Source organism: Microbacterium sp. DMC48 (genome assembly GCF_056313825.1).
The window spans coordinates 543,763-569,850 of the sequence record NZ_JBQUZN010000004.1; the positions used below are offsets into that span (position 1 = coordinate 543,763).

Annotated in this window: 28 protein-coding genes and 1 tRNA gene; 8 read left to right on the top strand and 21 right to left on the bottom strand. The window is 70.2% G+C overall.

Annotation, left to right across the window (positions count from 1 at the left end):
- Positions 1-50 precede the first annotated feature (50 nt).
- The 6 genes from ACT53O_RS07895 to ACT53O_RS07920 are packed head-to-tail and all read right to left on the bottom strand — an operon-like array spanning position 51 to position 5,062.
- Positions 51-299, bottom strand: a complete 249-nt coding sequence (locus ACT53O_RS07895) for a twin-arginine translocase TatA/TatE family subunit (protein ID WP_036320886.1) — start codon at positions 297-299, stop codon at positions 51-53.
- Positions 300-358: 59 nt separating this feature from the next.
- On the bottom strand, positions 359-1,327 hold the full coding sequence (locus ACT53O_RS07900) for a helix-turn-helix transcriptional regulator (protein WP_294943494.1): 969 nt from the start codon (positions 1,325-1,327) through the stop codon (positions 359-361).
- Complete coding sequence (locus ACT53O_RS07905) at positions 1,324-2,328, bottom strand: helix-turn-helix transcriptional regulator (RefSeq protein WP_135949254.1); 1,005 nt, start codon at positions 2,326-2,328, stop codon at positions 1,324-1,326. The genes ACT53O_RS07900 and ACT53O_RS07905 overlap by 4 nt, the downstream gene beginning before the upstream one ends.
- Positions 2,329-2,377: 49 nt before the next feature.
- Positions 2,378-3,328: an FKBP-type peptidyl-prolyl cis-trans isomerase gene (locus ACT53O_RS07910; RefSeq protein ID WP_036287765.1), complete on the bottom strand. Its 951-nt coding sequence runs from the start codon at positions 3,326-3,328 to the stop codon at positions 2,378-2,380.
- Between the two features lie 4 nt (positions 3,329-3,332).
- Positions 3,333-4,379: a tRNA (adenine-N1)-methyltransferase gene (locus tag ACT53O_RS07915; protein WP_039416061.1), complete on the bottom strand. Its 1,047-nt coding sequence runs from the start codon at positions 4,377-4,379 to the stop codon at positions 3,333-3,335.
- The gene (locus tag ACT53O_RS07920; RefSeq protein ID WP_112931596.1) at positions 4,376-5,062 is read right to left on the bottom strand and encodes an HAD family hydrolase; all 687 of its coding nucleotides are present in this window, start codon (positions 5,060-5,062) and stop codon (positions 4,376-4,378) included. Before ACT53O_RS07920 ends, ACT53O_RS07915 begins: the two co-directional genes overlap by 4 nt.
- Before the next feature lie 113 nt (positions 5,063-5,175).
- Here ACT53O_RS07920 and ACT53O_RS07925 point away from each other — a divergent pair, with 113 nt between their 5' ends.
- On the top strand, positions 5,176-6,042 hold the full coding sequence (locus ACT53O_RS07925) for a PAC2 family protein (protein WP_112931597.1): 867 nt from the start codon (positions 5,176-5,178) through the stop codon (positions 6,040-6,042).
- Here ACT53O_RS07925 and ACT53O_RS07930 read toward each other — a convergent pair whose 3' ends face one another.
- The 6 genes from ACT53O_RS07930 to ACT53O_RS07955 all read right to left on the bottom strand — a co-directional run bounded on the left by ACT53O_RS07930 (position 6,043) and on the right by ACT53O_RS07955 (position 11,934).
- Positions 6,043-6,876: an undecaprenyl-diphosphate phosphatase gene (locus ACT53O_RS07930; protein ID WP_039416063.1), complete on the bottom strand. Its 834-nt coding sequence runs from the start codon at positions 6,874-6,876 to the stop codon at positions 6,043-6,045. It abuts the gene before it with no gap.
- Positions 6,877-6,886: 10 nt separating this feature from the next.
- Positions 6,887-8,182, bottom strand: coding sequence for a M20/M25/M40 family metallo-hydrolase (locus ACT53O_RS07935; protein ID WP_476151713.1), 1,296 nt, complete (start codon positions 8,180-8,182; stop codon positions 6,887-6,889).
- 96 nt (positions 8,183-8,278) lie between these two features.
- A tRNA-Leu gene (locus ACT53O_RS07940) sits at positions 8,279-8,363 on the bottom strand.
- 73 nt (positions 8,364-8,436) lie between these two features.
- Entirely contained in the window at positions 8,437-9,525 is a 1,089-nt protein-coding gene (locus ACT53O_RS07945) for a VIT1/CCC1 transporter family protein (protein WP_112931599.1), read from the bottom strand.
- 11 nt (positions 9,526-9,536) lie between these two features.
- A complete protein-coding gene (locus ACT53O_RS07950) occupies positions 9,537-10,064 on the bottom strand; it encodes an SRPBCC family protein (RefSeq protein ID WP_112931600.1) in 528 nt (175 codons plus the stop codon).
- Positions 10,065-10,095: 31 nt separating this feature from the next.
- Positions 10,096-11,934, bottom strand: coding sequence for a DEAD/DEAH box helicase (locus tag ACT53O_RS07955; protein WP_039416067.1), 1,839 nt, complete (start codon positions 11,932-11,934; stop codon positions 10,096-10,098).
- Between the two features lie 95 nt (positions 11,935-12,029).
- Here ACT53O_RS07955 and ACT53O_RS07960 point away from each other — a divergent pair, with 95 nt between their 5' ends.
- Positions 12,030-12,902 carry an SGNH/GDSL hydrolase family protein gene (locus ACT53O_RS07960; RefSeq protein ID WP_476151716.1) on the top strand — a complete coding sequence of 291 codons (873 nt, stop codon included), beginning with the start codon at positions 12,030-12,032 and terminating at the stop codon, positions 12,900-12,902.
- On the opposite strand, the gene ACT53O_RS07965 is transcribed toward ACT53O_RS07960, so the two are convergent.
- On the bottom strand, positions 12,899-13,705 hold the full coding sequence (locus tag ACT53O_RS07965) for a TrmH family RNA methyltransferase (protein ID WP_476151718.1): 807 nt from the start codon (positions 13,703-13,705) through the stop codon (positions 12,899-12,901). The two genes, ACT53O_RS07960 and ACT53O_RS07965, sit on opposite strands and share 4 nt — an antisense overlap.
- A gap of 107 nt (positions 13,706-13,812) precedes the next feature.
- Here ACT53O_RS07965 and ACT53O_RS07970 point away from each other — a divergent pair, with 107 nt between their 5' ends.
- Together ACT53O_RS07970 and ACT53O_RS07975 are read left to right on the top strand one after the other, a co-directional pair.
- Positions 13,813-14,688, top strand: a complete 876-nt coding sequence (locus ACT53O_RS07970) for a Sir2 family NAD-dependent protein deacetylase (RefSeq protein ID WP_112931603.1) — start codon at positions 13,813-13,815, stop codon at positions 14,686-14,688.
- 30 nt (positions 14,689-14,718) lie between these two features.
- A complete protein-coding gene (locus tag ACT53O_RS07975) occupies positions 14,719-15,327 on the top strand; it encodes a histidine phosphatase family protein (protein ID WP_112931604.1) in 609 nt (202 codons plus the stop codon).
- Between the two features lie 33 nt (positions 15,328-15,360).
- Here ACT53O_RS07975 and ACT53O_RS07980 read toward each other — a convergent pair whose 3' ends face one another.
- Both ACT53O_RS07980 and ACT53O_RS07985 read right to left on the bottom strand, forming a co-directional pair.
- Positions 15,361-16,173, bottom strand: a complete 813-nt coding sequence (locus tag ACT53O_RS07980) for an HpcH/HpaI aldolase/citrate lyase family protein (protein WP_476151721.1) — start codon at positions 16,171-16,173, stop codon at positions 15,361-15,363.
- 9 nt (positions 16,174-16,182) lie between these two features.
- A complete protein-coding gene (locus ACT53O_RS07985) occupies positions 16,183-17,379 on the bottom strand; it encodes an acyl-CoA dehydrogenase family protein (RefSeq protein ID WP_112931606.1) in 1,197 nt (398 codons plus the stop codon).
- A 117-nt stretch (positions 17,380-17,496) separates the two neighbouring features.
- Here ACT53O_RS07985 and ACT53O_RS07990 point away from each other — a divergent pair, with 117 nt between their 5' ends.
- Complete coding sequence (locus tag ACT53O_RS07990) at positions 17,497-18,120, top strand: TetR/AcrR family transcriptional regulator (RefSeq protein WP_476151724.1); 624 nt, start codon at positions 17,497-17,499, stop codon at positions 18,118-18,120.
- A gap of 16 nt (positions 18,121-18,136) precedes the next feature.
- Here ACT53O_RS07990 and ACT53O_RS07995 read toward each other — a convergent pair whose 3' ends face one another.
- From ACT53O_RS07995 to ACT53O_RS08005, 3 genes are read right to left on the bottom strand one after another with little or no spacing between them, the layout of a single operon-like run.
- On the bottom strand, positions 18,137-19,534 hold the full coding sequence (locus ACT53O_RS07995) for a dihydrolipoamide acetyltransferase family protein (RefSeq protein ID WP_135949267.1): 1,398 nt from the start codon (positions 19,532-19,534) through the stop codon (positions 18,137-18,139).
- Positions 19,531-20,550 carry an alpha-ketoacid dehydrogenase subunit beta gene (locus ACT53O_RS08000; protein WP_112931608.1) on the bottom strand — a complete coding sequence of 340 codons (1,020 nt, stop codon included), beginning with the start codon at positions 20,548-20,550 and terminating at the stop codon, positions 19,531-19,533. Before ACT53O_RS08000 ends, ACT53O_RS07995 begins: the two co-directional genes overlap by 4 nt.
- Positions 20,547-21,668, bottom strand: a complete 1,122-nt coding sequence (locus ACT53O_RS08005; protein WP_135949356.1) for a thiamine pyrophosphate-dependent dehydrogenase E1 component subunit alpha — start codon at positions 21,666-21,668, stop codon at positions 20,547-20,549. The genes ACT53O_RS08000 and ACT53O_RS08005 overlap by 4 nt, the downstream gene beginning before the upstream one ends.
- A 177-nt stretch (positions 21,669-21,845) precedes the next feature.
- On the opposite strand from ACT53O_RS08005, the gene ACT53O_RS08010 reads away from it, so the two are divergent.
- Positions 21,846-22,325 (top strand): Lrp/AsnC family transcriptional regulator, encoded by a 480-nt coding sequence (locus ACT53O_RS08010; protein WP_039416182.1) that lies wholly within the window; start codon positions 21,846-21,848, stop codon positions 22,323-22,325.
- Here ACT53O_RS08010 and ACT53O_RS08015 read toward each other — a convergent pair.
- Positions 22,255-23,262 (bottom strand): DMT family transporter, encoded by a 1,008-nt coding sequence (locus ACT53O_RS08015; RefSeq protein ID WP_476151976.1) that lies wholly within the window; start codon positions 23,260-23,262, stop codon positions 22,255-22,257. The genes ACT53O_RS08010 and ACT53O_RS08015 overlap by 71 nt on opposite strands.
- A gap of 130 nt (positions 23,263-23,392) precedes the next feature.
- On the opposite strand from ACT53O_RS08015, the gene ACT53O_RS08020 reads away from it, so the two are divergent.
- A complete protein-coding gene (locus tag ACT53O_RS08020; RefSeq protein WP_039416078.1) occupies positions 23,393-23,953 on the top strand; it encodes a CGNR zinc finger domain-containing protein in 561 nt (186 codons plus the stop codon).
- Here the strand turns inward: ACT53O_RS08020 and ACT53O_RS08025 are convergent.
- The gene (locus ACT53O_RS08025; protein ID WP_039416079.1) at positions 23,913-24,812 is read right to left on the bottom strand and encodes an alpha/beta fold hydrolase; all 900 of its coding nucleotides are present in this window, start codon (positions 24,810-24,812) and stop codon (positions 23,913-23,915) included. The two genes, ACT53O_RS08020 and ACT53O_RS08025, sit on opposite strands and share 41 nt — an antisense overlap.
- A 59-nt stretch (positions 24,813-24,871) precedes the next feature.
- Here ACT53O_RS08025 and ACT53O_RS08030 point away from each other — a divergent pair, with 59 nt between their 5' ends.
- A complete protein-coding gene (locus tag ACT53O_RS08030; protein WP_476151727.1) occupies positions 24,872-25,660 on the top strand; it encodes an exonuclease domain-containing protein in 789 nt (262 codons plus the stop codon).
- An 81-nt stretch (positions 25,661-25,741) separates the two neighbouring features.
- Here the strand turns inward: ACT53O_RS08030 and ACT53O_RS08035 are convergent, their stop codons facing one another.
- Positions 25,742-25,999 (bottom strand): type B 50S ribosomal protein L31, encoded by a 258-nt coding sequence (locus ACT53O_RS08035; RefSeq protein ID WP_036289266.1) that lies wholly within the window; start codon positions 25,997-25,999, stop codon positions 25,742-25,744.
- Positions 26,000-26,088 lie beyond the last annotated feature (89 nt).

The following is a 26,088-nucleotide window of genomic DNA, read 5'->3' on the forward strand; positions in this document are numbered from 1 at the left end:
GGGCACGTCGTCCTCGCCGAGACGAGCGGACTCGACCGTGGCCACCGACGTCAGGGCTTGGTGTCGGGTCCGGGCTCGGCGCTCGAAGCGGCCGTCCCGGCTGCGCTTCCCGTCACCGGCGGCGCGGGCGGCGTCGCGGTGGCGGCGTCATCTTCCTTCATCGCCTTCATCTCGCCCTTGAAGACGCGAGCGGACTGACCGACGCTCTTGGCCAGCGCAGGGAGCTTCGCCGCCCCGAACAGGAGCAGGATGATGACGACAAGGGCCAGCAGGTGCCAGCCGGTCAAGCCTCCGAGCATGAGGGTCTCCTCGGGTCTGGGGATATCGCCCAGTCTACCTGCCGGCCCCGCCGCAGGGCTCAGGCGTACTGGGCGAGCCCTGCCTCGGCCCACGCGGCGGCCGCGCGACGCGCGGCGTCGGGACTGACGATCTCCAGATCGCCGCCGAGCTTGGCCGCCACACGTTTCAGACTGCGGGCGTCGCCCACGCGCACCCGCGCTGAGCGCACCGTTGCGTCCGTGTCGGCCGGGTCGTCGATCACGACGTAGTCGGCCAGCAGCGATGCCGCAGACGCCCGGTAGCGGACCGCGACCTCGACGTCGCGGGCGGCGCCCTCGAACAGTCCCGGAACGCTGTCGTCACCGTGGGTGCTCACGATGTCGGTGAGACGCACGTCGGAAACGCGGTCGAGGTGGAAGGTGCGCATCGCCTGACGCAGGTGGCACCATCCCTGCAGGTACCACTGACCGCCCGCGATGTGGACCTTGACCGGGTCGACCGTGCGTGTGGTGGGCGCGGCATCCGGGGCCTGGTAGGTGAAGGCCACGGCGACACCGTCACGCAGGGCGCGATCGACGGTCAAGCGCACCTCGTCCACCTCACCGGGCGCGACGATGACGTCGGCGGGCACGCCGGAGGCGCCGCGTGCCAGCTTGGCCAGCAGACCCTGGATGACTCCGCTCTCGCCGACACCGGGCAGCGACGCCGCAACGCGAAGTCCGGCGAGCAGGGCCGCCGCCTCCGGGGCGGTCAGACGCGGGGTGCGCTCGAGCCCGACGCTATTGGTGATGACGACCAGGTCCTGCTGATCCAGAAGATCCCAGTCGATGTCGAACAGATCGTTCGCCATCTGCCAGAAGCCGCCGTCGCCGGGCAGCCCGATGACGGTCAACTTCTCCACCATCGCCCGCATCTGTTCGACGGTGACATCGAACTCCTCCGCCGCCTCGGTGAGCGACACCTCGCCCTTCCCGATCAGATACGGCACGAGCTGCAGGATCAGGGCCGCGCGATCGGTGGCCAGCAGAGGTTTGCGTCGCGCACTCATGACCGCTCCCCCAGCGCACCGCCGTGTATCTGCACGGTGCGTTGCAGACGTGCGATCACCTGATCGCGCAGGTCTTCCGGTTCGACCACGCGCACCTCCGGGCCGTACGACGCGAGCTCGTCGGCGAAGATGTGCACGTCGACGTAGGGAACGCGGATCCCCTGGCCGGCGGGCGTCGCCCGCCGCGTGAGACGCAGAGCGGCCTCCGTGCCGGGGGCGATCTCCAGCAGTGCCTGCTGACGGGCGGCGAGTTGCGCCAATCCGGTCAGGGCACGCTCGCCCGCCTCCTCGCGGAGGGCGAGGTCGAACGTGGTCCGCGTGATCGCGACGTCCGACACGATCCGGGACAGCAAGAAGGTGCGCACATCTCCCTGCGCCAGATCGAAGCCGTACACGTGCCACCTCGCCTCGTACTCGACCAGCGCGTAGGGCTGAACGCGTCGCACCCGTGCGTTCGCCTCGCCCGCCTTCAGGTAGGAGAACTCGACGACACGTCCCTGTTCGATCGCACGCTGCATCGGCGAGAAGGCAGGCTCGCGCAGATTGACACGCGGAGAGTAGCCGATGATCGGCGCGTCGACCTCGATGCCCAGCGCGCGGATCTTCCGCAGGCCGCTGCGGGCGTCGGCCGACATGGAGCTCTCGCTCCAGACACCACCGGCGAGATTCAGCACGGCGAGCTCGGCCGGCGTGAACTCGATGTCGGCGGGAAGCTCGTACTCCGCGGTGGGAATGCGGTACCGCGCCTCGCGGAGGTCATCGGGATCGGCATAGTCACCGATGGTCTCCACGGGGATGCCGAGCGAGCGGAGATTCTCCTTGTCGCGCTCGAACATCTTCTCCAGCGCGTCCTTGGAAGCCCCCGCGGAACCCTGCTCGCGGTAGCCGGCCACCGACGACAGGATCGTGTCCTTCGTCAGCCCCTGCTCCGTCGCCATGAGTGCGACCACCAGGTTGACGAGGCGCTCCTCGGGCGCGCTGCGGCTGGTCTCGGTGGGCACCCGTCAATCTTAGGCGCCGCCTGTGGAGCGGCGGCGGTGCCGCGCGGGGTCAGGGGGCGGCGGGAGTGTCCACGCCCAGCACGTCGATGACGAACACGAGCGTCGAGCCCGCGGGGATCGATGAGGTGGTCTTGTCCCCATAGCCGAGGGACGGCGGGATCACCACGAGGATCTGCGACCCGACCGTCTGCCCCTTCAGAGCCTGCGCGAAGCCCGGCACGACGGCATCCAGCGTGACCGCCGTCGATGCCCCCTTGTCCCACGTCGAGTCGAACACTTTACGATCGGCCCACGTGAGGCCCGTGTAGTTGATCCGGATCTGATCGCCGTCTCCGACGGCGGGGCCGTCGCCCTTCTTCAGCACCTCCACGGCGAGGTCGGACGGCGGCGCGGTGTCCGGGATGATGATGCCCGGCGTGCCGTTGGGAGCCAGCACGACCGAGGGCATCCCCCGTCGATCGTTGTACTGAGGCGTGCCGTCCGCCGCGGCGAGGTAGACCTTCTGCAGGTCGATCGCCACGACGATCGAGTCTGCGCCGGTGAGGCCCCACCCCTGCGCGGCCTCGGCCGACAGCGCGCTGGCCGGAACGGCGCCGAGGATGCGGGAGCCCTCGGTCGCGCAGGTCATCAGCTCGGCGAAGCCGGCGTACTGCTCACGCCACTTCGACAGCGGCGTCACCTGCGTGCCCGACGTCAGGATCTTCTGACCGGTCGACCCGCTCATGATCGTGATGGTGAACTGCACATCCTGCATGTCGGAGGTGACCCGCAGGCCGGAGCCGACGGTCTCGTCGACGGCGACCGTGTGATCGACGTAGACCGGAGCGCTCAAGGTCACGTTGGGGGCGCCCTCCGCCCCGGAGACGCTCACCGTGTTGAGCACACCCGAGCTGTCGGTGGGGCGGTCGCACGATGCCGCCGATCCGGGCGTCGAAGCGCATCCGACGAGGGTCAGAGCAGACAGGCCGATGACGGCGAGGGCAGCAGGGATCCGGCGCACCGGATCAGTCTACGTCGTCCGGTGCACCGCGCCCGGCCGTGACGGCGTCGGCCGTCGCCTGCCGAGCGCCGTCCGCTGCGCGCTGTGCCTCGCGCACGCGCTTGCGGAGGTTCTTGTCGGTGATCTGACGGTCGCCGACGGCCCCGGGCGTCCAGAGTTCGACGTCCTCATCGGCATAACTGGGCTTCTTCAGTGCGCGCTTGCGCACGTCCGGGGGCATCGCACCCGGTGCCAGGCGACGCGCCGTGATGAGAAACCCCGTGTGTGCGACCATCCGATGGTCCGGTCGCACGGCGAGCCCTTCGACATGCCATCCACGTACCATCGTCTCGGTCGCTTCGGGCTCGGTGAACAGACCGGTGGCGCGGATGTACTCCGCGACACGACTGAGTTGGGTCGCGGTGGCGATGTAGCAGAGCACCACACCACCGGGCGTGAGAGCGTCGGCAACCGCGTCGATGCACTCCCACGGGGCCAGCATGTCCAGAACGACGCGATCCACGGATGCCGGGCCGACCGCACCGGGAAGCTCTTCCACGAGGTCACCCACGACGACTTCCCAGCTGTCGGGCGTGTGCCCGAAGAAGGTCTCCACGTTGGCACGAGCCACCTCCGCGAACTCGTCACGGCGCTCGAAGGAGATCAGGCGCCCCGCCGGACCGATCGTGCGCAGCAGCCACATCGACAGCGCGCCCGAGCCCACACCCGCCTCGACCACCGTCGCGCCGGGGAAGATGTCGGCGGACGCCAGAATCTGCGCGGCATCCTTCGGGTACACGATGGCAGCACCGCGCGGCATCGACATCACGAAGTCGCGCAGCAGCGGCCGCAGTGCCAGGTACTCGTGACCACCGGAGTTGGTCACCACCGACCCGTCGGGCTGACCGAGCAGCTGTTCGTGTTTGAGCACGCCGTGGTGGGTGTGCAACTCGCCGCCCTCCCGCAGGGTGACGGTGTGGAGGCGGCCCTTGGGTCCGGTCAGCTGCACGCGGTCGCCCAAGCGGAACGGGCCGCTCGGGCGCAGGTCGACGAGGGATGTCGGGGTGGTCATGCGTGCTCTCCTGTGCGGTGGGTCCGGTGCGCCGCGTGGACCGCGGCGATGTCCTCGGGCGTACGGCCTGCGAGTGTCGGCCACACGGTGTGGGCGCCCGTCCCGACGAGCGAGACCATCAGCGGCACCCCGATCGTCGTGACGCCCGCGGCGACGGCGGCGCGCACGCCCGTCGGCGAGTCCTCGATCGCGACGGCGTCGGCGGGGTCGATGCCGAGGGCACGGCACGCCTGCAGATATGCGTCCGGGAACGGCTTGGGACGCGTGACGTCATCGCCCGCGACGATGATCTCGAACAGCTCGGGAAAGGGCGCGACGACCTGTGATGCCATCCGCCGCATCGACATCGTCACCAGCGCACAGCGGATGCCGGCGCCGCGCAGCGCGGTCAGCAGCTCGTGCGCCCCGGGACGCAGAGGGTTCCCCCGCTCCGAAAGCAGGCGCGTCACCTCTGCGGTGAGGTGGGCGATGATGTCGGCGACGGACATCCGCACGCCGGCCTCCTGAAGGATCGCCCCGGAGGTCTCGAGTCCCTGACCCACTAGAGTCAGGGCCTGTTCGTGCGTCCAGGTGCCGCCGAAGCTCTCGACGAGGGCCGTCTCGGCCTCCATCCAGTAGGGCTCGGTGTCCACGAGTGTGCCGTCCATGTCCCAGAGAACGGCGGCGGGGAGGGCGGAGCTCATCGGTCCATGCTACCGACGCCCCTCGGCGCCGCTGTCGCGCGCGTTACGGCCGCCCTCGCGACGGCGTCGGCGCGTATCGTGGAGGAATCGATGGACCGTGCGAGAGGGGCGGAGTGGACGAACTGGGTAACCGCGTGCTGATCGTGGCCTTCGACGGCTGGAATGACGCGGGTGAGGCCGCCTCCGCCGCCGCGGCGCACATCCGCGAGTCCGGCGCGTACCGGGAGGTCTTCGCCGTCGACCCGGAGCTGTACTTCGACTACCAGTACACCCGCCCTCAGATCACGCTCGACGCCGACGGCTCGCGCACGCTCACCTGGCCGGACGCCACGCTGTGGCGACCGCTCCATCCCGCCGACGGCACACGCCTGTGGGTGCTGTCCGGGGTCGAGCCCGCACGCGCCTGGCAGTCGTTCGCCGCCGAGCTCGTGGACGCCGCGCTCACGGAGGGCATCACCGGCATCGTCGCGCTGGGCTCGATGATGTCCGACGTCCCGCATACGCGACCGATCTCGGTGTTCGCCGGCAGCGAGAACGACACCCTCCGCGGCGCGCTCGGCCTCGAGAAGCCCACCTACGAGGGCCCGGCGGGCATCCTCAGCGTGCTCACTGCGGCCGCCGAGGCGGCCGGCATCCCGACGGCGGCGCTGTGGGCGAACGTTCCGCATTACGTCGCCGGCCATACCCCGTCACCGAAGGCCACGCTCGCGCTGCTGGACCGCGTCACCGATCTGACGGGCGCGGTCGTGGCGCGTGGGGAGCTCCCCGCTCAGGCACTGGCCTGGGAGGCATCGATCGACGCGGCCGCGGCCGACGACGAGGAGATGACCGAGTACATCCACCAGCTGGAGCAGACGCGCGACACGTGGGACTCGCCCGAGGCGTCCGGCGACGCCATCGCGCAGGAGTTCGAGCGGTACCTGCGCCGGGGCGGCGAGGGTCCCGGCAAACCCGGTCCGCCCGACCCTCGCCGCTCCTGATCAGTACGCCTGCAGCACGCCGAAGCTGAGCAGGATGATCAACAGGATGCCGAGCGCAAGCCGGTAGAGCACGAACGGCAGGAAGCTGCCGCGCTTGAGGTAGCGCATCAGGAACGCGATCACGGCGAGGCCCACCCCGAACGCGACGGCGGTCGCGACGCCGGTCTCGACCATCGTGTAGACCTGGTCGCCCGGATCCTTGATGGCCTGGATCAGCTCGTACAGGCCACTGCCGAAGACAGCGGGCACGGCGAGCAGGAAGGCCACTTCCGCCGCCGCGGGCCGGGTGTAGCCGAGCGCCAGCCCCATCGTCGTGGTCGCCCCCGAGCGGGAGACGCCGGGGATGAGCGCCAGCATCTGCGCGAGGCCGAGGGAGAGGCCGTGTCCGTAGGTCAGGTCTTCCTCCGTGCGGGTGCGCCGTCCGAGAGCGTCGGCGGCCCCCAGTAGGAGACCGAAGACGATGAGAACGGTGGCCACGAGCCAGAGGTTTCGGAACGTGTCGCGGATCACGTCCTGGAAGAGGTAGCCGGCGATGCCGATCGGGATGGTGCCGATGATGACGATCCATCCCATGCGCGCATCGGGGTCGTTGCGCGGCACGCGGCCGGTCAGCGACTTCGCCCACTGGGAGATGATCCGCACGATCTTGCCCCAGAAGTAGACGAGCACCGCGAGTTCGGTGCCGATCTGGGTGATGGCGGTGAAGGTCGCGCCGGGGTCTTCGGCGGACGGGAGGAACTCGCCCATGATGCGCAGGTGGGCACTGGAGGAGACGGGGAGAAACTCGGTGAGTCCCTGGACCAGGCCCAGGATGATCGCCTCGAACAGGTGCATGGGGGGCCTTTCAGTACGTGCGGATCAGATCGGTGAGCACGCGCTGCCCGAAGACCAACGCGTCGATGGGGACGCGTTCGTCCACACCGTGGAACATACCGGTGAAATCGAGATCCGTGGGAAGCCGCAGCGGCGCGAACCCGTATCCGGCGATGCCGAGCTCGGCGAGCGCCTTGTTGTCGGTCCCGCCGCCCATGAGATACGGCAGAACGGGGACGCTCGGGTCATGACGCTCGAGGGCCCCGACCATCGCGTCCACGAGCTCCCCCGCGAAGGGCACCTCCAGCCCGACGTCGCGATGCGAGACCTCGACGACGACGTCCTCGCCCACGATCCGCTGGATCTCGGCGAGCACGCGTTCTTCCTGCCCCGGAAGGGTGCGCACATCGATCGTGGCGACCGCGGCATCCGGGATCACGTTGTGCTTGTAGCCGGCGGCGAGACCGGTCGGGTTGGTCGTCGTGCGGAACGTGGAGCGGAGGAAGCCGGATGCCGGTCCGGTCGCGTCCGCCACGGCATCCGGATCCCGCGGGTCGGCGCCGCACAGCGCCGCCAGGCCGTCGACCGTCTGACGCGTCGTCGCGGTCAGCTCCAACGGCCACGACGAGCGGCCGAGCGCGGCCACCGCCTCCGCGAGACGCGTGACCGCGTTGTCCGGGTGGAATCGACTGCCGTGCCCGGCTGCGCCGCGAGCACGAAGGCGCAGCCAGACCAGCGCCTTCTCCCCCACCTGCAGAAGGTAGGCCCGCCGCTCGCCCACCGGGATCGAGTATCCCCCGACCTCGCTGATGGCCTCGGTCGCGCCGGCGAACCACTCCGGTCGGTCGCGGACGACCAGCTGCGACCCCTCGACACCGCCGTTCTCCTCGTCGGCGAAGAACGTGACGATGAGATCGCGGGCGGGCTGCTCCCCCGCCCGCAGCAGATCGGCGACGGAGGTGAGGATCATGGCATCCATGTCCTTCATGTCCACCGCACCGCGTCCCCACAGCATCCCGTCCTTCACGACGCCGCCGAAGGGATCGACGCTCCAGTCCTCGGCGACGGCCGGAACCACGTCGAGGTGGCCGTGCAGGACGAGGGCGGGCTTGTCGCGGTCGCGGCCGGGCACGCGGACGCTCAGGTTCGTGCGTCGCGGGATGGGCTCGTAGTACTCGGGACGCAGGCCGAGCGCCTCGAGGTAGGCGCCCACGTACTCAGCGGCCTCTCGCTCCCCGTGCGCGCGCCCCTCGCCGAAGTTGGTGGTGTCGAAGCGGATCAGGTCGCGCGCGACGCGGGCGACCTCGGGCAGTTCGGAGGAGGGCATGCCTCCACGCTAGCGCTCCCGATGCCACGATCCGAGAGCGGAGGACACGTCTGGAGATAAAAGAAAAAGGCCCCTGACGGGACCTTTTTCCTTCTGTGCGCGAGGGGGGACTTGAACCCCCACGCCCTATACGGGCACTAGCACCTCAAGCTAGCGCGTCTACCTATTCCGCCACCCGCGCAGGTGGTTTTCGGTTTCGCAACCGAAGATCGACAGTACCAGATTCCGAGCCAGACGCGGAATCGGTGCCGGGCTCAGCCCGCCGAGACGCCGAAGAGCAGACCGAGGACGTACGTCACCGCAGCGGCCCCGAAACCGATCGCCAGCTGCCGCAGCCCTCGTCGCAGGGGCGGCGCCCCCGAGAGCAGTCCCACCATGGCTCCCGTGCCCAGCAGCGCCGTCCCGACGAGCACGAGGGCCAGGACGACGGCGGGGAGCCCGCTGAGCCCGAAGATCCAGGGCAGCACCGGGATGATCGCGCCGGACGCGAAGAAGAGGAAACTCGACCCGGCGGCGCCCAGAGCGCTGCCGACCACTTCGTGATCGGCGCCGGCGGCGCGATGCAACCGGTATGGCTGGCTGCGGTCGGCGGCCTGAGCGGCTGCGATGATCTGGCGCGCACGCTCGTGCGCATCGCGTTCACCCAGACCGCGCGCTCGATAGACCAAGGCGAGCTCGTTCGCATCAAGATCGAGGTCCGGCAGCACATGGTCGGCGTAGTCGCTCGGCTCGGTCGCATCCAGCAGTTCCCGCTGCGAGCGCACCGACACGTACTCCCCTGCGCCCATGGACAGAGCACCGGCGAGAAGACCGGCGACGCCGCTGAACAACACGAACTGCGCCCCCACGCCGGTGGCGCCGATACCCATCACCAGAGCGAGGTTGGAGACGAGGCCGTCGTTGGCGCCGAAGACGGCCGCGCGGAACGTGCCCGACAGCCGCCGCCGTCCTCGCGCCGCCAGGCCGCGCACGACCTCGCGGTGGATCTTCTCGTCGGCGACCATGCGTGCGGTGGCGAACGGTTCACTGTCGTACGGCGAGCGTCCTTCCGCGTTCTGCGCCAGAGCGAGCACGAAGATCGAGCCGAACCTCCGGGCCATCCAACCCAGAAACACCGAGCCGATGCCCGGAGACGGCAACCGCGACGGTTCGCCGCCCAGCAGCTCGAGCCAGTGCGCCTCGTGGCGCCCCTCGGCTTCGGCAAGGGCCAGCAGGATCTCGCGCTCCTCGCCCTCCCGACGCTGGGCGAGGTCGCGGTAGACCTGGGCCTCCGCGCGCTCGTCGGCGAGATAGCGCGCCCAGCGGCGGCGGTCACGGGAGGTGGGCTCCGAACGCGTGGTCACGGGATCCCACGCTAGCCGCGGCGGCGGCGGCGCAGAGCGCGGCCGCCGCGATTGCCAGCTTTTCGGACGTCCGAACCGCGCGTGAGATGCGCGATGAGCCCGCGCTCACCACGGCGCATGATCAGTGTGTGCGCCGCCGCGAAGACCGGTCGCAGCACGGGAGCGGTCAGACGCATCCAACGACGCGTCGCGGACACCTCCCAGACCCAGGTCAGACGCGCGCCGGTCGCGGGAGCCGACGCAGGGGCGAGGTGAACACTGCCCTTCCCGACCAGGTCTCCCTCGCTCACCGCCGCCAGCCGCCGCGCCGGCACGAGATCGGTGACGGTGAGCACGACGCGCAGGCGGTAGCCCCAGGGACTGCGAACGCGCAGATGCACGATGTCCCCCGGCGCGAGGGCGGTCCTCCGCGGCTCGAGGCGCACCGCCGGCCACCACGGCACCTCGCCCGCCATCAGGGCGGCCTCGCACCGCGCCCAGCACTCCTCCACCGAGACCGGCAGGAGCCAGTGCGACGTGAAGGAGTATTCCTGCGGCATGCGCGCGAGTGTACGCGCCGGCGGCGGGAGCTCAGGAGCGCACGCGCGAGCGCAGCACCTCGATCCGCGCCTGCAGCTGAGCGACCGTCGCTCGCGCGACCTCCGGGCCGCCGCAGATGCGGCGCAGCTCGGCATGCACGGCTCCGTGCGGCTCTCCGCTCTGGCGGGCATAGAGTCCGACGAGGCTGTTGAGCAGCTGACGCTGTTCGCGCAGGGTGCGGTGCAGCGCCGGCGGGAGCGCGCCGTCGGCGTCCACCGCCTCCGTGGCGACCGTTCCTTCTTTCGCTTCTCGGGCACGACGGTGCCGGCTCTGACGCGACTGGCGCTGCATGAGAAGTTCGTGCACATGCTCGGGTTCGAGCAGCCCCGGCAACCCCAGGAACTCCTCCTCCTCCGGGGTGCCCGGCACCGCCAGCTGGCCGAACTCCTTGCCGTCGTAGAGCACACGGTCGAAGTGGGCGACCGAGCCGAGCGCCTGGTAGGAGAACTCCTGTTCCAGCTCGTCCGAGGCTTTGTCTTCGCGCTCCGCCTCGGCGAGCAGAGTGTCTTCGAGCCCGTCGTCGTCGCCGCCCTCGCGGTCGAGAGCGTGGTCGCGCTCGCGCTCCATCTCCCCGGCGAGCGTGAGCAGCACCGGCACGTTGGGAAGGAAGACGGATGCCGACTCGCCCCGGCGCCTGGCCCGCACGAAGCGGCCGATCGCCTGCGCGAAGAACAGCGGCGTCGACGCGCTCGTGGCGTAGACACCGACCGCGAGGCGAGGAACGTCGACGCCTTCTGACACCATGCGCACGGCCACCATCCAGCGGGTCGTCGCCGTGCCGAACGTCTCGATGCGGCCCGAGGCGGCCTTGTCGTCGGAGAGCACGACGGTCGGCGCCTCGCCGGTGATCTCGCGCAGGATCGCGGCGTACGCGCGCGCCGCCGTCTGATCCGTGGCGATCACCAGTCCCCCGGCATCCGGGACGTCCTGGCGCACCTCGCTCAGCCGGCGGTCGGCGCTGCGCAGCACCGCGGGGATCCAGTCGCCCTCCGGATCGAGGGCGGTGCGCCAGGCCTGGGCGGTCACGTCCTTGGTGTTGTCCTGACCGAGGTGGGCTTCCAGCTCGTCGCCGGCCTTCGTGCGCCAGCGCATCTTGCCGGCGTAGACGAGGAACAGCACGGGACGCACGACGCCGTCCGCGAGCGCGCGCCCGTAGCCGTAATTGTAGTCGGTGCGCGAGAGGCGGATGCCCTTCTCGTTCGGGTGGTACTCGACGAACGGGATCGGTGCCGTGTCGCTGCGAAACGGTGTGCCCGACAGCAGGAGGCGGCGCGTCGCGCGACCGTATGCCTCGCGCAGCGCATCGCCCCAGCTGAGCGCGTCACCGCCGTGGTGCACCTCGTCGAGGATCACGAGCGTGCGCGCGTCCATCGTCAGACGTTGATGCACCGACGCCTTCACGGCAACCTGAGCGTAGGTGACGGCGACGCCGTGGAAATGACGAGCGGGCGCGCTCTGACGGTTGGTGAACCGCGGGTCGAGTCGGATGCCGACACGAGCTGCCGCATCTGCCCACTGGGTCTTCAGGTGCTCGGTGGGCGCGACCACGACGAGGCGGTCCACGATGCCGCGGCGCAGCAGTTCACTCGCCAGACGCAGGGCGAAGGTCGTCTTGCCGGCGCCCGGGGTCGCGGCGGCGAGGAAGTCGCGCGGGCCGGAACCCACGCCGTCCGGTCCGTCGGCGGAGAAGTACGCCTCGAGCGCTTCGGCCTGCCACGCGCGGAGATTCTGCGCCGTTCCCCAGGGGGCGCGCTGCGGGAAGGCGGGCGAAAGGTGCTCGGCGGCGAAGCTGCCGAAGTGCTCCTGTCCTCGCTCGTCCGTCCCGTCCACGACTGACCACCCTAAACGACGCCTCCCCCACGGCGGCTCTCTGCGGGAAGGCCTCTGGCCGGTAGCCTCGAAGAAGACCACGAGTCAGGAGAGTCATGCGCAGGAACGAAGCCACCCCCGACGAGCACCGTTCGCCGTACATCCCCAACGAGAGCGCGCACCCCTGGCGTCGCATGGTCTCGATCGGCGACTCCTTCACCGAAGGCATCGGCGACCCCATTCCCGGCACGGCCGACGACCATCGGGGGTGGGCCGACCGCGTCGCCGAGGTGCTCGCCGCCCAGGTGGACGATTTCGCCTACGCCAACCTCGCCGTCCGGGGCAAGCTGATCGCGCAGATCATGGCCGATCAGGTCGAGCCCGCGCTCGCACTCACCCCCGACCTCATCACGTTCTCCGCCGGCGGAAACGACGTCCTGCGTCCCAACGGAGACCCGGACGCCGTGGCGCAGCAGTTCGAGGATGCCGTCGCCCGGCTGAGTTCGCAGGGTGCGACGCTTCTCGTCTTCACCGGTGTGGACACCGAGTTCACGCCGGTGTTCCGCGGCATCCGCGGGCGCGTCGCCATCTACAACGAGAACATCCGGGCGATCGCCGACCGCTACGACTGCATCGTGGCCGACCAGTGGGCGCTGAAGGAGGTTCAAGACATGCGGTTCTTCGACGACGACCGCCTGCACTACAACGCTCTCGGACACCACGAGATCGCCCGCATGGTGTTGCGCGCGCTCAACGTGCCGAACGATCTGCAGCCGATGCAGCCCGACCCCCTGCCGCAGCTCACCTGGCGCGAGGCGCGCACCAACGACCTCGTCTGGGCGCGCACGCACTTCGTTCCCTGGGTGCTGCGTCGCCTTCGCCATCAGTCCTCGGGCGACAACATCACCGCGAAGCGCCCCGAGCCGCTTCCGGTCCTGGTGGAGGCCCCGGGCCGCGATCGCGCCGCGGGGCCGGACCGGCAGGCCTAACGCAACGCCCAGAGCGCGACCGCCGCCGCGGCGGCGACGTTCAGCGAGTCGACGCCGCCCGCCATCGGGATCGTGACGACGGTGTCGGCCGCGGCCAGCGCCCGACGCGACAGCCCGTCGCCTTCGGCACCCAGAAGCAGCGCGACCTGCGGCGGGCGCGCAGCGGCGAACGCGTCGAGGGCCACCGCGTCGTCGGCGAGCGCGAGGGCGGCCAGGTGCAGCCCGGCATCGTGCAGCAGGTCGCGGCCGGCGCCCCATCCCCCGGCCGCGTCATCGGGAAGGCGGGTCCACGGCACCTGGAAGACCGTCCCCATGCTCACCCGGACGCTCCGACGGTAGAGAGGGTCCGCGCAGCGTTGCGTGACCAGGACGGCGTCCGCACCGAGGCCGGCGGCGGCGCGGAAGGCGGCTCCGACATTGGTGTGGTCGACGATGTCCTCCAGCACCAGCACCAGCCGCGCCCCGGCGACGACCTCGCCGACGGACGGCAGCGCCGGCCGGTGCATCGCCGCGAGAGCTCCGCGGTGCACGGCGTAGCCGGTGACACGCTCGGCCACGTCGTCATCGACCAGGTAGACGGGGGCGTCACCGGCGAGGGGCGCCGTGTCGTCGAGCCACTTCTGCTGCACCAGCACGGATCGTGGCCGATGACCGGCGGCGACGGCGCGGGCGATCACCTTCGACGACTCGGCGATGTAGAGACCGCCCGCCGGCTCCAGCACACGCCGCAGAGCGACGTCGGTGAGGTCGCGGTAGTCCGCGAGACGGTCGTCGGCAGGATCGTCGATGCGCACCACAGGCATCCGTCCATGCTGGCACGCCCCGGACGCCGCGGCGACGGACCAGCGTGTAACCTCCGCGAAAAGCGGGACGCGTAGTCTCGAAGAGGGAGTGTGGGAGGGAGGACGCCATGTCGACGCTGCTGGATCACTCGTTCGAGGCCGGGCCGCACCTCGACCGTCAGGCGGCCGACGCGGTTGAGCGCGCCCTGGACGCCCTGTCCGGGCGGCGGATCGCGGTGCTCACCGGCGCGGGTGTGTCGACGGACTCCGGCATTCCCGACTATCGGGGCAAGGGTGCCCCCACGCGCACCCCGATGACGGCGCAGCAGTTTCTCTCCAGCGCCTCCTCGCGCCGACGCTACTGGGTCGGCAGCCACCTGGGATGGCGGGCTTTCGCCGCCGCGCAGCCGAACGACGGCCATGTCGCCCTCGCCGAGCTGGAGAGCCGGGGCATCGCGAGCGGGGTCATCACCCAGAACGTGGACGGCCTGCACGTGCGCGCGGGCAGCCGCCGTGTCGTCGAACTGCACGGCACGATGCGCCGCGTGCTCTGCACGCACTGCGGGCAGGTGTTCGATCGCCGCGACCTGGCGGCGCGCGTCGAGGCGGACAACCCCTGGATCACGGTGCCGGACGCGGTCGAGCTGGGCCCCGACGGCGACGTCCTCCCCTCTTCCAGCGACGGCTTCGTCGTGCCGGATTGCAGCGTGTGCCACGGGATGCTCAAGCCCGACGTCGTCTTCTTCGGCGAGTACATCCCCGTCGCCAAGTTCACCGAGGCCGAGCAGCTGGTACAGACCAGCGAGGCCCTCGTCATCGCCGGCTCGTCTCTCGTCGTCAACTCCGGCATCCGACTGCTCGAGCGCGCCCGACGTCGCAAGCTCCCGGTCGTGATCGTCAACCGCGGCCAGACACGCGGCGATGCGCGGGCGACGGTCAAGATCGACGCGGGCACGACCGAGGTGCTGCGCGCGTTCGCCCGCGCGCTGCCGGCGGCGCGCTGAACCCACGCCGACCTCGCCTAGGCTCGAAGCGTGACGACCCTCATCCTCGTGCGCCACGGCGAGACGGACTGGAACGCGATGCGACGCATCCAGGGCTCCACCGACATCCCCCTCAACGACACCGGCCGCGCTCAGGCGCGAGAGGTCGCCGAGCGACTTCAGCAGGAGCTCTCGGCGGTCGGGCCCGTGGTCGTCGCCTCGAGCGATCTGTCGCGCGCCGTCGAGACCGCTCGGATCATCGCCGCCACTCTGGCAGTGCCGGCGCCACGAACCTACCGGCAGCTGCGCGAACGTTCGTACGGCATCGCCGAAGGCGCGAGCGTCGAGGAGTTCCGCGATCGGTGGGGATCGTGGGCCGAGGCAGAGGTGCCGGAGGCGGAGACCTGGCCGCAGGTGCGCCGCCGCGCGCTCGCGGGTCTCCAGCGCGCCGTCCGAGACGCCCGCCGCGACGCCGCACCGCAGGCGCCCACCGTGGTCGTCGTCTCCCACGGCGCCCTCATCCGCGAGGTCATCCGGCACGCGTCTGCCGGTGCGTTCCCGCTCGAGGGCGAGCGTCTGGCCAACGCGTCCACGCATCGCTTCCTCGTGGAGCGCGACCGTCTCAGCGTGCAGTCCTACGCCGCGATCCCGATGACCTGACCTCCGCGCGATCCCTCCGTGGATGCCGCGGCATCACATTCCGCGGGCGAGGAGGGTGCGGGCGTGACGCAGCACCGGTTCGTCGATCATCCGACCACGGAACGCGAAGACGCCGCGCTCGCCGACGGCGGCATCCAGCACGTCGCGGGCCCAGGTGAGCGTATCGGGGTCGGGCCGGTAGGCGGCCCGGATCGTCGCGACCTGCGCCGGATGAATGCACGCGGTGGCCCGAAAGCCGCTCGCGGCGGCATCCCGCGCCTCCTTCGCCAGCCCCTTCTCGTCGGCGATGTCGAGGTGCACCGCGTCGATCGCCGCGATACCCGCCGCTCCCGCCGCGAGCAGAAGACGCGAACGGGCGGCACGTGCGACATCGCGGTAGCGCCCCTTCGGCGTGCGACTCGATGTCCCTCCGAGCGAAGCGACGAGGTCCTCCGCGCCCCACATGAGGGCGACGACGTTGTCCTGGGCGGCGATCTTCTCGGCCGCGACGATGCCGCGAGCGGTCTCGCACAGCGCGATGACGTCGAACCGCGGGTCGATGCGGGAGATCGCTTTCGCCGATTCCGCCTTGGCGACCATCACGCGGCGGTAATCGGTCTGCGAGAGCGAGGCGAGGTCGGAGACGATCTCGGCGGACCCGAGGGCATTCACTCGGACGATGACGCGCTCGGGGTCGAGCTGTGAGTCGATCAGCGCGACCCTCGCCGCCACCTTGTGGGCGGGTGCGACAGCGTCTTCGAGGTCGAGGATGACGCCATCGGCGCGATCGAGGGCCTTCTCGTAGCGTTCCGGACGATCAGCCGGGCAGAACAGCAGGGCGGGTCCGAGCGTGAAATCGGCGGTCATGCGTTCACGCTACCGGGCCGGTCGCGCGCCCGATCCGAGGCTGGTCAGTCCGAGGGCGCGAGCGATCAGGAGGAGCTGCACCTCGGTGGTCCCCTCGCCGATCTCGAGAATCTTCGCGTCTCGATAGTGACGCGCGACAGGGTACTCGTTCATGAATCCGTTGCCGCCGAAGATCTGCGTCGCATCCCGCGCATTGTCCATCGCCGCCTCCCCCGCCGTGAGCTTGGCCAGCGCGGCAGCGGTCGCGAAAGGCCGTCCGGCATCACGCAGGCGCGCGGCGTGCAGCCACGCCAGGCGCGACAGATGCACGCGCTGCTGCATCCGTGCCAGCAGGAACTGGATCGACTGGCGCGAACCCAGCGGTTCGGCGAACACGATGCGACTGCCGGCGTAGTCCAGCGCCGCTTCCAGACAGCCTTCCGCCGCGCCGGTGGCGAGGGCCGCGATCGCGATCCTGCCCTCGTCGAGGATGCTGAGGAAGTTGGCGAAGCCACGGCCGCGCTCGCCGAGCAGGTTCTCCGCCGGAACGCGGGCGCCCGAGAAGCTCAGTGGATGGGTGTCGGACGCGTGCCAGCCCACCTTGTCGTACGACGGCCCGACGGTGAAGCCGGGCGTGCCGGAGGGCACGATGATCGTCGAGATCTCCTTGCGCGCACCGCTCTCACCGGTCACCGCCGTCACGGTCACGAATCGCGTGATGGCCGTGCCCGAGTTCGTGATGAACTGCTTGCTGCCGTCGATGACCCACTCGCCTGCCTCCAGGCGAGCGGTCGTGCGCGTCGCGCCGGCATCCGATCCCGCTTCGGGTTCGGTGAGACCGAAGCCGGCGAGCGCGCGCCCCGCGAGCAGGTCGGGAAGAAGTGCCTCCCGCTGCGCGTCGCTGCCGAATCGGTACACGGGCATGGCACCGAGACTGACGGCGGCCTCCAGCGTGATGGCGATCGACTGGTCGACGCGGGCCAGAGCCTCGATCGCGAGTCCGAGCGTCGCGCAATCGCCACCTTGCCCGCCCACGTCCTCGGGGAAGGGCAGGCCGAACAGCCCCATCTCCCCCATCTCGGAGACGATGTCCAGCGGCAGCGTCCTGGTGCGGTCGGCCTCGTACGCCTGCGGCGCGATCCGCTCGTCGGCGAAGGCGCGGACCATGGCCGCCAGTTCGCGCTCCTCGTCGTTCAATCCGTAGTCGTGGGGGTCGAGGATCGCCATGCCATCTCCTTCGATGTCGCGGTCGCGTAACGGCTGACGCGCACGCATGGCGCGCGGACGAGCCAGTGGGTTAGTGTTCGTTAACCCACCAGCTCAGGTTATCGAGGATTAACTGGAATGACAACGCACTCCCGGGCAGCGCGCACCACCCGCGAGCGCGCCAAGGCGGAGCGTGCGGACGCGCTCGTGGAGGCGGCGGCGCGCCTGTTCGCCCAGCACGGGTTCGACGGGGTGAGCCTCGAGGATCTCGGATCCGCCGTCGGGGTCAGCGGCCCGGCCGTCTACCGTCACTTCGACAGCAAGCGCGCGCTCCTCGGCGCGATTCTCCTGCGAGCCAGCACGGACCTGCTCGAGGGCGGACGTCGCGTGACGTCCACCGGGCACGACGCCCGACGCTCCCTGCGCGAACTCGTCGATTTCCACGTCGATTTCGCGGTGCGAAGCGCCGATGTCATCCGCGTGCAGGACCGCGACCTCACGCGGTTGAGCGACCAGGACCGCCGTACCGTGCGGCGGCTGCAGCGCGAGTACGTGGAGCTGTGGGTGGACGTCCTGCGCGCCGTGCACCCGGAGCGCGGCGACACCGACCTGCGCGTGCGGGCTCACGCCGGCTTCGGGCTGATCAACTCCACCCCGTACGTCGTGCGCACGCGCCGGGAAGTGGCGGTGGATGCCGAGACGGACACCCTTCTGCGCAGGCTCCTCTCCGACATGGCTTACGCGGCCCTCGCCGCCCCCTGACCCGCGCGACGGCGCGTCACCCGAACAGCAGCGCACGGCCCGGCTCGCGCAGGATGTCACCGACCGTCGTCAGAAAGCGCGATGCCTGCTCGCCGTCGACGAGTCGGTGGTCGAACGACAGGCTCAGCGTCATCACGTCACGCAGCGCGATGTCGCCCTCGTGCTCCCAGGGCCGACGCCGGACCGAGCCCAGCCCGAGAATCCCCGCCTCGCCGGGATTCAGAATGGGCGTACCCGCGTCGATCCCGAAGACGCCGAAGTTGGTGATCGAGAACGTGCCACCGCTGAGCGCGGCCGGGCTCGTGCGTCCCGCGCGCGCCGTCTGGGCGAGACGGCCGATCTCGTCGGCGAGATCGACCAGACCGAGCCGGTCGGCGTCGGCGACATGCGGGACGATGAGGCCACGCTCGGTCGCAGCCGCGATGCCGAGGTTCACGTAGTGGTACTGCACGATCTCCCCGGCGTCTTCGTCCCACGCCGCATTCAGGGTCGGCTCGACGCGCAACGCGAGACACACGGCTTTCGCGGCCACCGCCATGATGCCGATGCGATGTCCGTCGAGTCGGCGGTCGGCGCGCAGGTTCGCCACGAAGCGCGTGGTCTCGGTGACGTCGACCTCCAGGAAGGTCGTGACGTGAGGCGCTGTGAAGGCGCTGCGCACCATCGCCGCCGCCGTGTGCTTGCGGACGCCGCGGATCGGCACCCGCGTCTCCCGCTCGGCGCCGTCCCGCCCGGTGCCCGCCGGCGACACCCGTCCCGCATCCGCGGGCGACGCACCCGATGCGGCGGGAGTGCGGTCGGCGAGAAAGCGGTCGACGTCTTCGCGTCGGATGATTCCCGTGACTCCGGAGGCCTCGATGAGTGCGAGATCGACGCCGTGCGCACGCGCGTAGGCGCGCACGGGCGGGGTCGAGCGGGGACGCTCGTCCCGCACATCGTCTCGCAGCGGTGTCACCGCATCGTGCGGGGCGTCGTGCAGGACCTGCGCGGCGATCGTCGGAGTGGCCTCACGATCTTCGTCGGTGCCCGCGAGCACACGAGCGCGGCGTCGGGGGCGCCCCGCCGCGCGTGGCGCCGCGCCGTAACCGACGAGATTCGGCAACGAGGGCTCCGGCTCCACGTGCCCGGCCGGCGCGGACGTCGCCTCGGGCACGTCGCCGGACGGGGAGTCGGCGGCCTCGACCTCGAACGCGATCAGGGGCGACCCCACCTCCACGACGTCACCGGCTGCCGCGTGCAGCGCGCTGACCGTCCCCGCGAAGGGCGAGGGCAGCTCCACGATGGCCTTGGCGGTCTCGACCTCCGCGATGGGCTGGTTCAGATGCACGTCGTCGCCTTGGGCGACGAGCCACTGGACGATCTCCGCCTCGGGCAGCCCCTCGCCGAGGTCGGGAAGGAGGAACTCCGCGATCATCGTTCCACCCCCGCCGCCGACGTGAGGCTGTTCGGCCGGTCGAGAACGCGATCGACGGCGTCGAGGATCCGATCGAGGTCGGGCAGGTGGTGCTTTTCCAGCTTGGCCGGCGGATACGGGATGTCGTGTCCCGTCACACGCTGCGGGGGTGCTTCGAGATAGTGGAAGCACTGTTCGGTGATGCTGGCGACCACCTCGGCACCGACGCCGGCCTCCCCCGCCGCCTCATGCGTGACCACGACGCGACCCGTCTTGCGGACGGATGCCGCGACCGTGCGGTAGTCGACGGGTGAGAGCGAACGCAGGTCGATGACCTCGATGGAGATTCCGTCGTCCTCGGCGGCGAGCGCGGCATCCAGCGCCGTCGTGACCTGCGCGCCGTAGGCGATCAGCGTGACGTCGGAACCTTCTCGCTCGACGCGCGCGAGACCCATCGGAGCCGCATCGGCCACGTCGCCGTCGAGATCGACCTCGCCCTTCGTGTGATACAGCCGCTTGGGCTCGAAGAAGACCACCGGATCGTCACTCGCGATCGCCTGCTGCAGCATGGTGTACGCATCCTGGGGGTTCGAGACGGCCACCACGCGCAGCCCCGCCGTGTGCACGAAGTACGCCTCGGGCGACTCCGAGTGGTGCTCGACGGCACCGACGCCTCCCGCCCAGGGGATGCGGATGGTCAGCGGCATGCGAACGCGCCCGCGCGTGCGGTAGTGCAGCTTGGCCACCTGACAGACGATCTGGTCGAAGGCCGGGTACACGAACCCGTCGAACTGGATCTCCACGACGGGGCGGAACCCGCGCATCGCGAGTCCGACCGCCGTGCCGACGATGCCGGACTCTGCGAGCGGGGTGTCGATGACGCGCGTGGGGCCGAACTCATCGAGGAGGCCGTCGGTGATGCGGAACACGCCGCCGAGGCGGCCGATGTCCTCGCCCATCACGATCACGCGCTCATCGGCTGCCATGGCCCGGTGCAGGCCCGCCGTCAGCGCCGCGCCCATCGTCAGCGACGTCATCGCGCACTCCCCGCCTCGGCGGCGAACGAGTCCAGATACGCCGCAAAACGCGCCCGCTGATGCTCGAGGCCGGTGTGCGGTTCGCAGTACACGTCATCGAAAACCTCGATCGCCGGCCGGGTGCGCGCCGTCAGCACCGCCTCACGCATCTGCGCGGCGAGCCCGTCGGCCTCCCTCCCGATCGCGGCGATCGTCTCATCGTCGAGGTCACCGGCGGCGCGCAGGAACGCCTCCACGCGCGTCAGCGGGTCGCGCGCCCGCCACGCCTCGAGTTCTTCGCGATCCCGGTAGCGCGTGGGGTCGTCCGAGGTGGTGTGGGGACCCATGCGATACGTCACGGCCTCGAGGAACACAGGACCTCCACCGCGACGGGCGTGCTCCAGCGCCCAGCGCATCGCCGCGGTGCACGCCAGCACATCGTTGCCATCCACCCGCATGCTGGGGATGCCGAAGCCGGGGGCGCGACCCGCGATCGGGAAGCGCGACTGCACCGCGACCGGCTCGGAGATCGCCCACTGGTTGTTCGAGCAGACGAAGACGACGGGGGCCGTGAACGACGACGCGAACACCATCGCCTCGTTGACATCGCCCTGGCTTGACGCTCCGTCGCCGAAGTAGGTCACCGCCACCTGATCGCCACCATCGCGCTGGATACCCATCGCGTATCCGACGGCATGGAGGGTCTGGGCGCCGATGATGATCTGCGGAGATGCCAGGCGGAGCTCGAAGGGGTCGTATGTGGAGTGCACCTCGCCGCGCCAGGCGAGAACGAGGTCGGCGGGCACTCCGCCGCGAAGGATCGCGATGCTCAGCTCGCGGTAGCTCGGAAAGAGGAAGTCGTCGGCGCGGCAGGCGCGCGCCGTCCCGACGGCGATCGCCTCCTGTCCCTGAGCAGGCGCCCACAGTCCGAGGTGACCCTGGCGCTGGAGCGCCACACCCTCGGCATCCATCCGGCGCGCGATCGCCATATCGCGGTACAGACCGCGCAGCGCGGCGCCGTCCAGGTCCTCGACCCAGGGGTCCAGCCGCGCGTCCGCGATGCGGCACCCGTCGGGGGTCAGCAGTCGCGCCGTGTCGTCGAGCGCGGTCATCGCTTCGTCTGTCGTCAGGGTGTACATCGTCGTCATCCCTCTCTGGCTCAGCCGCTGTCTTGTGGACCGCGGCGGCCGCCCGGGCCGGCCTCGTCGCCGGTTGCGTGGAAGATTACGTCGAACTGGCACCTAGCTCAAGCATCTTTGCTCGCGCTGAGCATGTTGCCCATGCGGCACCGGCTGCTGCTAGTACAGTTGGGCAGTATGGGACCTCTTGACCGCGTCGACCTCGACTTGTTGAACGCGCTCGCCGACGATCACCGCGCCACGGTCGTGGCGCTCGCCGAACGGCTCGGCCTGTCCCGCAACACCGTCCAGGCGCGGCTGGCGCGCCTGGAGCGCGGCGGCGTCTTCCAGTCGTTCGAGCGGGCCATCCCCCCGCTCGCACTGGGCCTGCCCATCGAAGCGATGGTGAGCGTCACCGTGCGCCAGGCGGAGTTGCCTCGCATCACGCAGGCGATCGCGACGCTCCCCGAGGTGGTGCAGGCCTACGGCATGAGCGGGCAGGTCGACCTGCTGGTGCGCGTCGCTGCGCGCGACACCCAGCACCTGTTCGACGTCGACGCCCGAATCCTGGCGATCGACGGCGTCGAACGCACCGAAACGTCGTTGGTCATGGGCGAAGTGATCGGATATCGGATCCGACCACTCCTGGAGTCGGCACGGGAGGACGCGATCCGCTGACCTCGCCGGGCGAGAACTCGGGCGTCGGCGGCAGCACGGCATCCGCCGCAAGCGGGGCGAGAGGTGCGGCGCCGACATCCATTCGCACGAGCACGACCCCCGCCAACAGCACCGCACCGCCGATGATCTGGACCGGCGATGGGGCCTCGCCGAGGAGGAGCCAGGCGAAGCCGAGCGCGAAGAGCACTTCGCTGAGGCCGATGAACGACGCCAATCGAGCGCCTACGCGAGGCACGGCCATGACCCCGAAGGCATAGCCGAGGGTCGTTCCGACGGCTCCGACCCACCCGAGGGCGAGGATGCCGGGAACATCGATCCCTCGGAACGTGAGCGTGACGGCCGGCGCGGACAGGGGCATCGCACCGACGACCGCCAGCAGGAGCATGAGACCGGCCCCGACCATCAACCCGCCGGCGGCCAGGGCGAGCGGAGGCAGGTCATCGCCGGTGCGCTCGCTCATCACGAAATAGACACAGACGCAGAGTGCCGCACCCAGCGCCAGCAGCGTGCCCAGCAGGTCGAATCGGGCGCCGGTGACGTCGACGACGAGCACGAGTCCCACGATCGCGACGACGGATCCGATCATCACGAGTCGCGACGGGGCGCGTCGCGTACGGATCCAGACGAATCCGACGAGCATCACCGGCGCGAGGTACTGGATGAGAAGCGCGACGGCGACGGGCATGCGCTGCATCGCGGAGAAGAACAGCAGCTGACAGCCCAGCACCGGGATGAGCCCGAACGCGACGAGCGAGAGCGCGTGCCGGCGGAGGAATCCGCGCTCACGCCGCGCCGCACGCACGAGAGCGGGCGACAGGATCAGCGCGGCGAGTCCCATGCGCACGACCAGCGCTGCCGAGAGCGACCACCCGGCCTCGAGCAGCGGCTTGACCAGCGGTCCGCTCGAAGAGAAGGCGAGGGCCGAGACGACGGCCATGACGATCCCCGTCGTGCGGGCGGATGAAGCGGTGCGAGACACCGGCGGTCCTCGGGTTCGAGTGCGGGCTGTCATGACTGAACAGCGAATACACTGGTGACACTATCGCCCGGCGAGGTCAGGAGTCAACGTGGTCTTCATCCATGACACCGAAATGTCTCTGCGTGCCGCCGCAGCCCTGGTCAACACCCTGCCGGACACCGACACATCCGGCGTCGACCGCCTCCAGACGCAGGCGGATCTGGCAGCCTACCTCGCCGAGTTCTCCTACACCGGAGCCTTCCGCCGAGATGCCGCCGAGCTCACCGCCGTCCGCGCGAACCGCTCGCGCCTTCGGGCGCTGTGGGACGTCGATCGCGACCGCGCCGTGCCGCTCGTCAACGCGATGCTGCGCGATGGTCGGGCACTGCCCCAACTCGTCATCCACGATCAGTTCGATTGGCACATCCATGCCACGGCGCCCGACGCCCCCCTGGCGATGCGGATGCTCGTGGAATCGGCGATGGCGTTCGTCGACGTGATCCGCTCCGATGCGTGGGATCGCGTCCGCGTCTGCGCGGCGGACGACTGCGAGTCGGTCTATGTCGACTTCTCGAAGAACGGTTCGAAGCGCTACTGCGACACCGGAAACTGCGGCAACCGCATGAACGTCAACGCGTACCGTCGCCGGAAGGCGCGAGAAAACGCCTGACCGCCTCTGCGGCCGCCTGCGGAGTCTCGTAGTGAATGAGGTGGCCGACGGCGGGGATCTCGACCAGCTCGGCGTCGGGGAACATCCCTTGCAGCCGCCGCTCGGCCTCGATCGGCGTGATGTCGTCCTTCTCCGCGGCGATCAGCAGCGTCGGCTGCGCGATCGCCGGTGCGAAGCGGCGGACGTCGTTCGAGACGGAGGTGACGAAACCCTCGTACAGCACGTCACGATCGTGGAAGAGGGAGAAGTAGGTGTCGTGCTGGTCGTGGATGAAGCGGCGCAGCAGCGGGTCACGGGTCTTGGCCATCGAGACGCTCATCACGCGGACGATCATGCGGTTTCGCAGGAGCGCGTCACCGATCCGCTTCGGCAGCTTCGCGCCGAGGCGGTAGTAGAGCACCGCCAGTCGCGTGAGGACGCCGCGCGGCCCCTCCAGTGCCGGGGCACCGATCGGGTTGACGAGGATCACGCGCGGGGTCTGCAGTCCTGCGGCGACCGCCGCGGCGACGACGATCGACCCGAAGGAGTGCCCCAGCACGACGGCTCCCGGCGCCACGGCATCCACGAAGGCGCGCAGCCACTGCGCGTAGGCGTCGAGCGTGTGCTCCACTCCCGGAAGCGGTGGCGTCTCACCGAAGCCGGGGAGGTCGGGCGAGATGACGCGGATGCCGTCGAGGTAGGCCACGACCGGCTCCAGTCCGTGGTGGTCACCGCGGTATCCGTGCACGGCGACGAGCGTGATCGGCGCCGCGGGATCTCCGTACACCCAGTACGCCGTCCGCGTCCCGGAGATCTCGATCTCGTCGCGCCCCACGGCGATGGCGGCCAGGCGGTCGGCGTAGGGCGAGGCGACGGTCATCCCAGAAGTCTAGAAGGCTGCCCCCTCGCCGGCGGTCGCGCCCGCGCGCCTGCGCCGCGATGTCGGCGCCCCCACATAACCTCGGGGGCATGCAGACGTGGCAGACGATTCCCCTGTGGGAGGAGGATCCGGCCGCCCCGATCGCTCCCACCCGGCCTGCCCGCCTCGGCTGGGCGGATGCCGTGGGCGTCTTCGATCTGGAGACGACCGGCGTCGACGTGACCTCCGACCGTATCGTCACGGCCCATGTCGGCCTCCTCGACGCCAGCGGCACGGCCGTTCGGGCGCAGTCGTGGCTCGCCGATCCGGGTATCGACATCCCCGAGGGCGCCACCGCCGTCCACGGCATCACGACGGCACACGCCCGCGCGCACGGCTCCGCCGCGCCCTCCGTGATCGCGGAGGTCGTGTCTGCACTGCGCGATCTGCTGGACGCCGGCATCCCGGTGGTGGCCTACAACGCCCCGTTCGACTTCTCGCTGCTCAAATACGAGGCGCTCCGACACGGCATCCCGCCGATCCTGGAGCCCTCGCCGGTCATCGATCCCCTCGTGCTGGACAAAGCACACGACCGCTTCCGCCGCGGCAAGCGCACCCTCGAAGCCGTCGCGGCGCATTACGCCGTGCCGCTCGTCGGCGCGCACGACGCGGCCGCCGACGCGATCGCGGCGGGCCGGGTCGCACAGGCGCTGGCACGACGGTTCGAGCTCGATGCACCCGTCCACGAGCTGCACACCCGTCAGATCGGGTGGGCACGCGCGCAGGCCGACAGCCTCACCGAATACTTCATCCGCATCGGCCGGCTCGACCCCGACGACCGCCTCGACGGCAGCTGGCCGATCCGCTGATCGACCGCTCGCGTCGTGGTGGGCGTTCGACGCCCACCACGACGAAAGCCCCGCCGGAGCGGGGCTTTCGCGGGATTCGGATTACTTGCTCGAACCGCCGAAGTTCTTGAAGCGCTGGTTGAACTTCTCGACGCGTCCGGCCGAGTCCATGATGCGCTGCTTGCCCGTGTAGAACGGGTGCGAGGCCGAGGAGATTTCGACGTCGATGACCGGGTAGGTCTCACCGTCGAGCTCGATCGTCTTGTCGCTCGTGACCGTCGAACGGGTCAGGAAGGTCTCGCCGGAGCCGAGGTCGCGGAACACGACCGCCTGGTACTCGGGGTGGATGTCAGTCTTCATGGGGTTCCTAACGTGGTGCCCTGGATTTTGCCAGGGCGAGGGAAGTCTGTGATGCGGGCGCGGGCGCGCATGCACCAAGGGTCGATCAT